This window comes from Streptomyces sp. NPDC107546 (genome assembly GCF_055639175.1).
This window is the reverse complement of sequence record NZ_JBVKBA010000071.1, coordinates 1-11,155: the sequence shown is the minus strand read 5'-3', so window position 1 is coordinate 11,155 and position 11,155 is coordinate 1. Positions and strand designations below refer to the sequence as shown.

At 67.0% G+C, this 11,155-nt stretch carries 10 protein-coding genes and 1 pseudogene; 6 read left to right on the top strand and 5 right to left on the bottom strand.

Features of this window, described 5'->3' with window-relative positions:
- Positions 1-298: 298 nt before the first annotated feature.
- Complete coding sequence (locus tag ACZ7L1_RS38925) at positions 299-874, bottom strand: CGNR zinc finger domain-containing protein (protein WP_471444408.1); 576 nt, start codon at positions 872-874, stop codon at positions 299-301.
- An 82-nt stretch (positions 875-956) separates the two neighbouring features.
- Between ACZ7L1_RS38925 and ACZ7L1_RS38920 the strand changes: the two genes are divergently transcribed.
- The 4 genes and pseudogenes from ACZ7L1_RS38920 (at position 957) to ACZ7L1_RS38905 (ending at position 5,588) form a co-directional block, all read left to right on the top strand.
- Complete coding sequence (locus ACZ7L1_RS38920) at positions 957-2,129, top strand: epoxide hydrolase family protein (RefSeq protein ID WP_471444406.1); 1,173 nt, start codon at positions 957-959, stop codon at positions 2,127-2,129.
- A gap of 218 nt (positions 2,130-2,347) precedes the next feature.
- On the top strand, positions 2,348-2,794 hold the full coding sequence (locus tag ACZ7L1_RS38915) for a VOC family protein (RefSeq protein ID WP_471444404.1): 447 nt from the start codon (positions 2,348-2,350) through the stop codon (positions 2,792-2,794).
- Between the two features lie 30 nt (positions 2,795-2,824).
- A pseudogene (locus tag ACZ7L1_RS38910) lies at positions 2,825-3,892 on the top strand (IS630 family transposase); the annotation flags it as partial.
- A 457-nt stretch (positions 3,893-4,349) separates the two neighbouring features.
- A complete protein-coding gene (locus ACZ7L1_RS38905) occupies positions 4,350-5,588 on the top strand; it encodes an IS110 family RNA-guided transposase (RefSeq protein WP_471444403.1) in 1,239 nt (412 codons plus the stop codon).
- 283 nt (positions 5,589-5,871) lie between these two features.
- On the opposite strand, the gene ACZ7L1_RS38900 is transcribed toward ACZ7L1_RS38905, so the two are convergent.
- The 3 genes from ACZ7L1_RS38900 to ACZ7L1_RS38890 form a co-directional block, all read right to left on the bottom strand.
- A complete protein-coding gene (locus ACZ7L1_RS38900; RefSeq protein ID WP_471444401.1) occupies positions 5,872-6,702 on the bottom strand; it encodes a hypothetical protein in 831 nt (276 codons plus the stop codon).
- Between the two features lie 73 nt (positions 6,703-6,775).
- Positions 6,776-7,633 (bottom strand): ABC transporter permease, encoded by an 858-nt coding sequence (locus tag ACZ7L1_RS38895; RefSeq protein WP_471444399.1) that lies wholly within the window; start codon positions 7,631-7,633, stop codon positions 6,776-6,778.
- Complete coding sequence (locus tag ACZ7L1_RS38890; RefSeq protein ID WP_471444396.1) at positions 7,630-8,559, bottom strand: ABC transporter ATP-binding protein; 930 nt, start codon at positions 8,557-8,559, stop codon at positions 7,630-7,632. Before ACZ7L1_RS38890 ends, ACZ7L1_RS38895 begins: the two co-directional genes overlap by 4 nt.
- 122 nt (positions 8,560-8,681) lie before the next feature.
- On the opposite strand from ACZ7L1_RS38890, the gene ACZ7L1_RS38885 reads away from it, so the two are divergent.
- Both ACZ7L1_RS38885 and ACZ7L1_RS38880 read left to right on the top strand, forming a co-directional pair.
- On the top strand, positions 8,682-9,863 hold the full coding sequence (locus ACZ7L1_RS38885) for a sensor histidine kinase (RefSeq protein WP_471444395.1): 1,182 nt from the start codon (positions 8,682-8,684) through the stop codon (positions 9,861-9,863).
- Positions 9,860-10,504, top strand: coding sequence for a response regulator (locus tag ACZ7L1_RS38880; RefSeq protein ID WP_471444393.1), 645 nt, complete (start codon positions 9,860-9,862; stop codon positions 10,502-10,504). Before ACZ7L1_RS38885 ends, ACZ7L1_RS38880 begins: the two co-directional genes overlap by 4 nt.
- Before the next feature lie 103 nt (positions 10,505-10,607).
- Here ACZ7L1_RS38880 and ACZ7L1_RS38875 read toward each other — a convergent pair whose 3' ends face one another.
- Entirely contained in the window at positions 10,608-10,973 is a 366-nt protein-coding gene (locus tag ACZ7L1_RS38875) for an ASCH domain-containing protein (RefSeq protein WP_471444391.1), read from the bottom strand.
- Positions 10,974-11,155 lie beyond the last annotated feature (182 nt).

Sequence of the window (11,155 nt, the reverse complement as noted above, 5' to 3'; positions counted from 1 at the left end):
CGTTCCCACTCGGCATCTGTCAGATCGCCCCGCCCCATGTGCCCCTCAACGACCCGGGCGCGGACCAGTCACATGATCGGCCGGACAAGTCCTAGTAATGGGCCAGGTCGGTGACCTGCAGGGATCTTTACTGCGGGTCGCTGACCTGGCCTTTTGGCGATTGGTGGCGATGGTGTGCGACGGTCTTGAGCGGGTGTCTTGCGGACTGTGTGCGGACCGCTGGACCTCGGTGCGGTCGGTGTGGCGGGGGCAGATGTGTCGCCGGCGCGGGGCCCACTTGGATGTACCGAGGTAACGATCACTCCGCTGATTTGGAGTTTTTGCGCTGCTTGGCATTGAAGCGCGCTTTCTTCTGACGATTCCCGCACGTGTTCATGTCACACCATTTGCGGGTGCGGCTTTGGCTGGTGTCGAAGAAGGCGGCTTGGCAGGTCGGTGATGCGCACAAGGCCAGTTTTCCGTCTCGTTCGCCCGCGATGATGCTGATCGCGTCGGCGGCGATCACACTGAGGGCATCTTCCACGCAGGAAGCCGAGCTGAGCCGCCATCGCCGCGTGCCCTCGGGGGTCAGGATCGCCGCGGCCCGACCCTGAACGCTGAAGTCATTGATGACTTGGACAGCAGACGCGGGGAGAGCGTCCTGAAGGGCGGCCGCTGTCGCGGCGGCGTGAATCGACTCCCTCAGTTCCCGGGCGAGGTCGAGCTGGGCGGCGGTACAGGAGTCCACAGCGAGGCCGTTCACCGTCAGCCAGTCGATGAGCCGCTGCGGCGCGGGAATGCGCTCCACGGCGTTGCCATGACGCTCCGACAGGGTCCCCGTGAAGCTGGTCGCCAGCACCTTGCCGAGGTGGAAGTCAGGGAACTCAGCACGCATGGAACCACCTTAGCCGGTTGCGGCGTAGCTTGGAGAACTGCTAGAACCGTCTTAGCCGGTTCCGCGATGGCTAGGAGGTCTCATGCCCCGTCCAACCAGTGACGTGCAACCATTCAAAGCCCACGCAACTGACGCCGACCTCGACGATCTGCGCGCGCGACTGGCTGTGGCGCGGCTACCGGAGGCCGAGACGGTCCATCGCGCCGCGCCCGACCCGCGCCGATGGGAACAGGGTGTTCCTCTCGCCGACCTCGTCGGGGTCGTGGACTACTGGCGCACCGGGTACAACTGGCGGTCGTTCGAAGCGCGCCTCAACGGGATCGGCCAATTCCGCACGACCATCGATGGGCTGGGAATCCACTTCCTGCACCGCCGATCCGCCCGCGCAGATGCCACTCCTCTAATCTTGACGCACGGCTGGCCGGACAGCATTGCTCGGTTCATCGATGTAGTGGACGAGTTGGCAGAACCGAAAGATGCAGACGCGCCGGCGTTCCACGTCGTGGTTCCATCGCTACCGGGCTTTGGTTACAGCGACAAGCCGACCACCACCGGGTGGGGAACCGAAAAGATCGCGGCCGCATGGGTGGAGCTGATGGGAAGGCTCGGCTACAGCAGGTTCGCAGCCCACGGCGGTGACTGGGGAGGCAATATCACCACGGTTCTCGGTGGCAGGTTCCCGGCGCATGTTCTCGGCATCCACACAACGTTCGCGGAGGCACCGCCCGGGTTGACCACGGACGGGCTGACTGCGGTCGGGCGCAAGTGGGCCGAGGAAACCCGCGAATTCTGGCGCCACCGTGCGGCTTATGCGAAGCAGCAGGCGACCCGACCACAGACCATCGGCTACTCGCTCGTCGACTCACCGGTCGGGCTTCTTGCCTGGATCCTTGACAAGTTCGCCGAGTGGTCAGACACCGAAGACAGCCCGTTCGAGGCGATTTCCATGGACAGGGTTCTTGACGACGTCACCCTGTATTGGCTGACGCGGACCGGCGCGTCGGCGGCCCGCATTTACTACGAAAGCCACAACTCGCTCGACCCGGAACTTCGGGTCGACGTCCCGTCGGCACTCACTATGTATCCCCGCGACGTCGAGAAGTGTCCGCGCCCCTGGGCGCAGGAGCGGTATCGACAGATCGTCCGATGGAGGGAGCCCGAAAGGGGAGGACATTTCCCGTCGCTGGAGGTCCCCGAGTATTTCGTCAAAGATCTGCAAGAGGGCCTCGCGGCAGTGCTGGCCGCTCATCGGTGAACGCGGCTGTGGTGCCGGCACTCGATCACACCTGGTCGCGGCTGCCGGGCCGTCCGAGCATGGTCCCTCGTAGCCTGGCGAACCCTGGGCAGCTGACCTCGGCAACTCCAAGATCCCCGACAGAGTCAAGCTAGTGCCGCATCAGGCAACGTTCGCCCTGTCGTGGCGGTAGCGTTGCCGCCGGGTGGCGATCTCCTACCGGCGCATGGGGGCGATTCATGAACCAGCAGTTGAACCTGGTGACATTGGGTGTCGAAGACTTGAAAGTCAGCCGCCAGTTCTACAGCCATGGCCTGGGCTGGACACCGCTGCTCGATCTGGACGAGATCGTCTTCTACCAGATCGGCAAGGGACTGGCCCTGGCGCTCTTCCCTCTGGCTGACCTCGGTGCCGACACCGGACATCCAGCAACGGCCGGCACGCCTTTTACTCTCGCCCAGAACCTCGACTCGCCCGCCGAAGTCGACGAGGCCATGCAGCGGGCCCGTGCGGCAGGAGCGACTGTCCTCAAAGAGCCGCAGCGCGCAGCGTTCGGCGGCTACCACGGCTACTTTGCCGACCTTGATGGCCACCGCTGGGAGGCGTGCCACAACCCCGGTTGGTCGGTCGCGGACGACGGCACCGTGACACTGACGGCCATCGAGGCAGCCGACGCGGAGGATTGACGCCGCACTTCAACCTTCTTGACTGTGCGGGTGGCTGAACGTGTGCGTGTACGCGAGATCGATGACGATGAAGGGCAGCGCCTGCTGCGGGTAATCCGTAGAGGCAGCGGATCGGTGGTGACCTGGCGACGTGCGCAGATGGTGCTGCTGTCCGCGCAGGGCATGACCGTGGCGAAGATCGCCGAGGTGACGTTCACCAGCACGGACCGGGTCCGGGATGTGATCCACAACTTCAACGTCGACGGCTTCGACTCGCTCTACCCGAAGTACAAGGGCGGGCGCCCGAAGACTTTCACGCTCCCGGAGCGCCGGGAGATCAAGAAGATCGCCAAGTCCAAGCCGGTCGAGCATGGCCTGCCGTTCTCGACCTGGAGCCTGGCCAAGCTGGCCGACTTCCTGGTCGCCGAGGGGGTGGTCGACGACATCAGCCACGAGGGCCTTCGGGCCCTGCTCCGCGAGGAGGGCGTCTCCTTTCAACGCATAAAGACCTGGAAGACCTCCCGCGACCCCGACTACGCCGCCAAGAAGGCCCGCGTCGAGCACCTCTACGCGATCGCCGACGGCGACGTCATACCCGAAGAAGGCGAGCCCGACGTTGTCTTCTGCCTGGACGAGTTCGGCCCGCTCAACCTCCAGCCCCATCCCGGGCGGCAGTGGGCCGAGCGCGGCGGACGGCACAAGGATCCCAACCGGGAGCCCCGTCCCCGGCGGCGGGCGACCTACACCCGCCCGCACGGGGTGAGGCACCTGTTCGCCGCGTACGACCTGGGCAAGGACAAGCTCTACGGCCACATCAAGCCGAGGAAGAACCGGACGAGGTTCCTGGAGTTCTGCCGCTACCTGCGCAGCCTCTACCCGCCAAAGATCCGGATCGCGATCGTGCTCGACAACTTCTCCCCTCACCTGACCACGAAGAAGGACACCCGGGTCGGCGACTGGGCCGCAGCCAACAACGTGGAACTCGCCTACACACCGACCAACAGCTCCTGGCTCAACCGCATCGAGGCCCAGTTCACCGCCCTGCGCTACTTCGCGCTGGACGGCACCGACCACACCAGCCACAAGGAGCAGGGCAGCATGATCCGCCGCTACATCATCTAATGGGCAGTGAACGGCGGTTGCTCCGTGGCTGCCACCGTGGACAGGACCAAGGTCTATACATCATCAGGGCAGACAGCCCCATCGCCAGACTGACCTGGTCTGCCCACGGGCGGCCACCGCCCGCCGTTCCAGTACGTCCTGATGGGCGTGGCCATGCCTGGCGCCGGGCCCTTGCAGAGACGGGCCGGCCCCGGCTTCCACCGGCGGCGTCACATCCAGACAGATGATCGGATCGTTGTTGTTCGTGGTCCAAGCCATTCGCAGGGATCACCTCTCATTGCGCCCGGAGCCCTTCGAGCACTGGTCAAGATCGAGGGCCCCTGCGTACAGCTGGGGTCACGAACGGCTAATCGGATGCTGGGCCATCGAGCCCTTCCATTAGGGAGACGCGTGATCCTGCGAGGCTGCGACCAGCAGCAATGCACCCCGAATCAAGAGGACGCGAGAGCACATCATGTACGTGTACTGCGGGATCGACTGGGCCAGCGATCATCACGATGTCGCTTTGGTCGACCAGGGCGGGGCCCTTTTAGCTAAGGCCCGGATCCGCGACGACTCGCCGGGCCTGCAACAACTGATCGACCTGCTCGCCGCCCACGGCGACACCGGAGATGACCCGATCCCGGTGGCGATCGAGACCTCCCGCGGCCTGCTGGTGGCATGCCTGCGCGCCACCGGACGCCCCGTCTACGCCATCAACCCGATGGCCGCCGCCCGCTACCGCGACCGCCACGCGGTCTCCCGCCGCAAATCCGACCACCTGGACGCTATGGTCCTGGCCAACATCCTGCGCACCGACGCCGCAGCCCACCGGCAGCTGCCCCGCGATTCTGAGCTGGCCCAGGCCATCGCGGTGCTGGCCCGAGCCCAGCAGGACGCTGTCTGGGACCGCACCCAGGCCGGTAACAAACTCCGCTCTCACCTGCACGAATACTTCCCCGCCGCGCTGGAGGCATTCAGTACCCGCGAAGGCCTATGCGCCCCCGCGGCCCTGGTCATCCTGGCTTCAGCCCCCACCCCGGGGCAGGCCACCAAGCTCACCCGCGCCCAGCTGCGGGCCTTGCTGAAGAAGGCCGGCCGCCAGCGCGGTATCGACGCGGAGACCGAACGGCTGCACGAGATCTTCCGACAGCCCCACATGCGACAACTGCCGCTGGTGGAAGACGCGATGGGCCGCCAGACCATGACGCTGGTACGGAAACTCGAGATCGCCTGCACCAGCGCGGACGACCTCGCGCGGGCGGCAGTGGAGTCTTTTGAGCAGCACCCGGACGCGCGGATCATCACCAGCTTTCCAGGGCTCGGGTCACTCACCGGCGCCAGGGTGCTTGCCGAGATCGGTGACGACCGATCCCGTTTCACCGACGCCAAGGGCCTGAAAGCCTTCGCCGGGGCCGCACCGGTCACCCGAGCGTCCGGCAAGAGCGTGGCGGTCATGGCACGCCGGGTCAAGAACCAGCGCCTGGCCGCCGTCGGCTACGTCTGGGCCTTCGCCGCCCTGACAGCCTCACCCGGTGCCCGAACCCACTACGACCGCCGCAGAGAGGTCGGCGACCGACACACCGCAGCCCAGAGACACCCCTTCAACCGCATGCTCGGCTGCCTGCACCACTGCCTCACCGTCCGCACTGACTACGACGAAGCGATCGCCTTCCTCACCCCCAAGGCACCCGACGTCGCTAAGGCCGCTTGACAGATCAACCGCATCGGATGTCTGGCGGAACAAGCATGTCGCCGACGAACGCCTACGCGAGGTGGTCGACAGGGCAAACGTTGCCTGATGCGGCACTAGTAATCGGCCAGGTCGGTGACCTGCGGGGATGTTTCCTGGGGCGCTGACCTGGCCTTTTGGCGATTGGTGGCGATGGGGTGCGACGGTCTTGAGTGGGTGTCTTGCGGACTGTGTGCGGACTGTTGATCCAGCTGATCGGCACCGTCTCACCGGTCCGCGGGTCAAGACCAGCCGTGTGGACCGATCAGACGTCACGGCGGCGCACGAGGACGAGGGCGGCGAGAAGGGTGAGGAGCGGCCAGAAGGCGAGCGCGGTCCAGGACTGGAGTGCCGTGGGAGGGAAGGGACCGACGCTGTCCCACTCGGTGCCGAGGCTGGTCAGGGTGTTCCACGCGTTCTGGGGTGCCGAGTTACTCAGGGCGGCCGTCAACTGGTTGCTGCCGGAAGGTACGGCGCCTAGCAGGACCGGGGCCAGGACGGCTGTGAACAGGGCGGCCGCGGCGGTTCGGATGAGTGTGCCGATGGCCATGCCGATGACCGCGCATACCGGCAGGATTGCGGTGGATGCCACGAAGCCTTGCAGGACACGGGGCTGACTGATCGAGATGCCCAGTTGGTCGCCGGACAGGATCGTCTGGGCGGTGATGAACGAGGCGATCGCGGTGATGAGGCCGACGACGCACGTGACGCTCGCGAGGACGACCGCCTTGGCGAGTACGACACGCAGGCGGTTCGGGACGGCGAGGAAGGTCGTGCGGATCAGTCCACTGGAGTACTCGCTGCTCATCGCCAGGACACCGAGCATGCTGGCGCCGACCATGAGGAAGCCCCACGTGCCGGAGTTGAAGGAACCTCTCAGCGGATCGTAAGCGGCATGCGCCGACGCGCCGACAAGGTGGACACCCGAGCAGGTGAACCACTCACCGCAGATGGCGATCACCGGGGCAAGTGCCAGCAGGACGTAGGTCGAGCGCTGCGAGAAGAGTTTGATCCGTTCGGCGGCGAGCAGGTTGCGGAATCGGCCGCGGAGTTCGGCACCGGCCGCGACTGCTGTCGGTCTCGTGGTTGTGACCATAAGGGGTTCCTTGTCGCATGTGTCAGTCCAGAGTGGGGCGTGCTTCGTCAGGTGTCCGGCGTCGGTGGCGCCGTCACGCGTCGCGGTGGCGCAGGACCATCACGGTGATGGCGACCGAGACGGCGGCCCAGACGGTGAGCGAGATCCAGGCCGTCGGGATGGAGGAGACGTGTTCGACGAGGTGCCCGTGGCTCATGATGGCCAGGCGGCCCCAGGCGTATGCGGGAAGGGCGTTGCCCAGGTCTGCCCGCTGATTGGCGGACAGCAGGGGGAGGGGCGCCTTGACGGCCAGTGGACCGACGAGGAAGAAGACGAGGACGGCGAAGACGGTGCCGGCCGTGTTGCGGATGAGTGTGGCGACGGCCATGCCGATCAGGCCGCAGGCCGGGACCATGACCGTGGTGCCTGCGATGAGACGCCAGATGCCGGGGGTGGTGAAGGAGAAGCCGGTGATCCGGTCCGAGATGACGGCCAGGGTGATGCCCCAGCACCCGATGCCGATGAGCAGGCCGAGGACGGCCAGCACGGCGCTCACCACCATGACCTTGGCGAGTATCACGCGGCCTCGGGCTGGCACAGCGATAAGGGTGGTGCGGATCAGTCCGCTCGCGTGTTCACCGGCGACATTCATTGCGCCGACCGTGCCGGTGGTGGCCATCAGCAGGAGGAACTTCGGGAAGTCGAAGGCGTCGTGCGCGGGGTCGGGGTCGAGCTTGGCGAAGGCGGGCCACGTCGGATAGGAGTCGTGGGCGAGCTGAGCGGCGCGGTAGGCCAGGTAGAGGTAGAAGACGAGGAGGACGCCCAGCACGATGGGGGTCGAGCGCAGCGACCAGAGTTTGATCCACTCGGCGCCGAGCAGATCGCGCCAGCGGGCAGGTCCGGCAGCGGCGCGGCGGGTGGCAGCTGTGGGGGGCGTCGAGAGGGCGGTCATCGGTCCGTGCTCCTCTCGGTCATGGCTGAGGCGCGGTACTGGACGCTGGCGGCTGTCAGTTCCATGAAGGCGTCCTCCAGCGTTCCGTCGTGCGCGGCGACCTCGTGGACCAGGACACGGTGAGTGAAGGCGAGTTCGTTGACGCGAGCCGCGCTGAGGCCGGTCACGGTGAGGCCGTCGCGGCCCTGCGACAGCACCGAGGCTCCCGCGGTGCGCAGCACCTCGCCCAGCACAGCCGGGTCGGGCGTTCGCACGGTGACCCCTGCGGTGGTGGCGCGGGCGGCGAAGTCGGCGAGGGACTCGTCGGCGAGCAGCCTGCCGCCGCCGACGACGACGAGGTGGTCGGCGGTGTGCTCCATCTCGCTCATCAGGTGGCTGGAGACAAAGACGGTACGTCCCTCGCCGGCCAGGCGACGGAACAGCTCGCGAGCCCACCGGATGCCCTCGGGGTCCAGGCCGTTGATCGGTTCGTCGAAGAGCAGGACCGGTGGATCGCCGAGCAGGGCGGTGGCGATCCCCAGGCGTTGACGCATGCCGAGTGAGAACCCGCCGACCCGCCGACGGCCCGCCTCGCCCAGACCCACCATCTCAAGCACCTCCTGCACCCGGCGGCGTGGCAGGGCGTTGCTGCGGGCCAGTGCGGCCAGGTGTGCCTTCGCGGTGCGCCCCCGGTGGACGTCACCCGCGTCCAGCAGGGCGCCGACGTGGCACAGGCCGGTACCGAAGTCCTGGAAGCGACGGCCGTTGATGGTGGCGGTGCCACTGGTGGGTGCGTTCAGGCCGAGAAGCATGCGCATCGTGGTGGTCTTGCCGGCGCCATTGGGACCAAGGAACCCGGTCACCTGCCCGGGTCGGACACAGAAGGTCAGACCGTCGACGGCCAGTACGCTGCCGTAGCGCTTGGTCAGCTGGTTGATTTCGATCACGCCTCCAAGGCTGTCGGTGACCGGGTCGTGTCACATCGGTCTGCGGGCTCCCGCCTTGTCAGCCCACGGGATGCAGACCACGGTCCGATACCACCGTCGACCTCGGTGGATAGCATCGCCGGGTGCGACCCCGCCTCCTTACCCCCGCGGCCTTGCCGCGCCGGTTGCCGCTGGACCCGCTGGCGGCACTCGGCTGGTGCGCCGTCCCTGTGTTCGCGCTGGTTCTGTACACCGCGATGCCTCAACCCGTGCACCCGGTCTTCCTGCCCTCCGGTCACTTCGTTCACATCGGGCGCTGGGCCTTGGTGGGGATGGCTCTGCTCATGGCATGGCCGGTCGGCTGGGCGAGCCGCCGACCGTTGCCGGTCCTTGCGGTGTTGCTGACCGAAGCGGTCGTGGCCCGGATGTGCGGGGATACGACGTGGCCACTGTTCCTCGCAGCAGACGTCCTGGTCTTCTATATAGCCGTCACCCGTTCGCGCAGGGCCGCCACCGGCGCGGTGGGCGGCGTGCTGGCCGTGTGGGTGCTGGCCGCGACGGCCTTCGTCCCGGGAGCTGGGGCCCTCGAGGTCCTCACCGGTCCGTGGTCGGTCCTCGTCGTGGCCACTGCCGGCGCCTGGATCCTCGGCAGTTGGATTCGACTGCGGCAGGACCATGCCGAGGCCCTGCGAGCACAGGCCGCGATGCAGGCGGTCCAGGCCGAGCGGCTGCGGATCGCCCGGGAGATGCACGACATGGTGGCCCACAGCATCGGTGCCATCGCGATCCAAGCCGGTGCGGCGAAGCGAGCCGTTGACAGCCAGCCGGACGGTGTGCGCGAGGCGCTGGGCATCATCGAACAGACCAGCCGGGAGACACTGACCGGGCTGCGGCGCATGCTCGGCGTCCTGCGCGAGACCGACCCGGAACCAGCGTCGTCCACCCCGGTACCGGGTATTGAGGACGTCGACCGGCTGGCGGCGACGGCGGCGGACGCCGGGGTGCGGCTCGAGGTGCAGTGGCATGGCCGACGACGACCGCTCACCCCTGAGATCGAGCTCGCCGCCTACCGCGTCATCCAGGAGTCGGTGACCAACGTCGTACGCCACGCCGAAGCCGCCCACTGCCTCGTCCGCGTCGTGTACGAGGAGGAGGAGCTGTCCGTCGAGATCACCGACGACGGACTCGCAAGGGCGACTACGAACCCGCGTAACGGCTACGGAATCACCGGAATGCGCGAGCGCATCGCCCTGCTGCACGGCCACTTCAGCTCCGGACCGCGGACCGAAGGCGGCTTCCGGGTCGTTGCTAGGCTGCCCATATGACGATCCGTGTGCTCCTTGCCGACGACCAGCCGGTAGTCCGCGCCGGACTGCGCATGCTGATCAACGACATCCCGGACATCGAGATCGTCGGCGAAGCCGGGACAGGCGCCGCGGCGGTCCAGTTGGCCACCGATGTCCATCCCGACGTCGTCGTGATGGACATCCGGATGCCCGTCATGGACGGCATCGAGGCCACCCGGCTCATCAAGGCAGGAACCTCGGCGAGCGTGGTCGTCCTCACCACCTTCGACGACGACGAGAACGTCTACGCCTCGCTGCACGCCGGCGCGAGCGGCTTCCTCATCAAGGACATGGTGCTGGACGACATCGTGGCGGCGGTCCGCGTCGTCGCCGCCGGTGACGCCCTGATCGCACCCGGGGTCACTCGCCGCCTGATCCAAGAGTTCACCGGCCGGGGCGCCGTCCCCGCCCGACGCCGACGTGAGATCAAGGGGATCACCGGCCGCGAACGGGAAGTGCTGACCCTGATCGGACGGGGCATGTCCAACGCCGAGATCGCCGCCCACCTGTACATCAGCATGGCCACCACCAAGAGCCACGTGGCGCGTCTGCTGACCAAGCTCGACGCCCGCGACCGAGTCCAACTCGTCATCGCCGCCTACGAGTCAGGCATGGTCTGACCATCCGAGCGGAACGCCGCAGGCGGATCTCGCTCGTCGCTCCGGACTGGGGAAGGGCGGCCGGCGATTCCGCCGGAGCTGGGCGCGGCAATCACCCTCCAGGTCAGGTTGCAACATCAGGAGCGTATTGGATCTCGATGGCCAGCGCGCCGAGTGCTTCCTTCTCGGGTGGGTAGATGGCCCGGATGTTGGCGAGCTGCTGGTCGCGGGTGGCGGTGGGGTTGACGTTGGCGGGGCCCTCGCCGTCGAGCAGGGCTTCGAAGTCGGAGTACTCGGTGACCCGCTTGACCCTCACCTTGCAGGTCTCATCCGTGCCCTTGATCCGGAAGCGGATGGTGTCGCCGGCTGCGAGGTCGGCGAGGTGCGGGTATTTCACCCGCACCTCGATGGTCTTGGTGCCCGCGGCGACGAGGTCGAAGTACTGGCGGTAGAGGTTCAGCTCACGGACGCGGGCGGTGGTGTCGGTCATGGGGCGGGAACGCTCCTGGTGGCCGGTGCGGTCTTCATGAGACCGATCTCGGCTGCCGCGCACGAGTGGCGAAGGGCTCGCCCTCGTCGACTAGGCGCTGTTTCTCGGATCATGAGCGGAGCCAGATGATGAGTGCTGCGAGGGTGACGGTGCCGAGGTAGATGTAGGCCCGTTTCTCGTAG

Bases quoted from the DNA above. Each gene is read 5' to 3' on its own strand.
- ACZ7L1_RS38875 (WP_471444391.1), bottom strand. From the start codon at position 10,973: ATGACCGACACCACCGCCCGCGTCCGTGAGCTGAACCTCTACCGCCAG.
- ACZ7L1_RS38900 (WP_471444401.1), bottom strand. From the start codon at position 6,702: ATGGTCACAACCACGAGACCGACAGCAGTCGCGGCCGGTGCCGAACTC.
- ACZ7L1_RS38880 (WP_471444393.1), top strand. From the start codon at position 9,860: ATGACGATCCGTGTGCTCCTTGCCGACGACCAGCCGGTAGTCCGCGCC.
- ACZ7L1_RS38905 (WP_471444403.1), top strand. From the start codon at position 4,350: ATGTACGTGTACTGCGGGATCGACTGGGCCAGCGATCATCACGATGTC.
- ACZ7L1_RS38925 (WP_471444408.1), bottom strand. From the start codon at position 874: ATGCGTGCTGAGTTCCCTGACTTCCACCTCGGCAAGGTGCTGGCGACC.
- ACZ7L1_RS38895 (WP_471444399.1), bottom strand. From the start codon at position 7,633: ATGACCGCCCTCTCGACGCCCCCCACAGCTGCCACCCGCCGCGCCGCT.
- ACZ7L1_RS38920 (WP_471444406.1), top strand. From the start codon at position 957: ATGCCCCGTCCAACCAGTGACGTGCAACCATTCAAAGCCCACGCAACT.
- ACZ7L1_RS38915 (WP_471444404.1), top strand. From the start codon at position 2,348: ATGAACCAGCAGTTGAACCTGGTGACATTGGGTGTCGAAGACTTGAAA.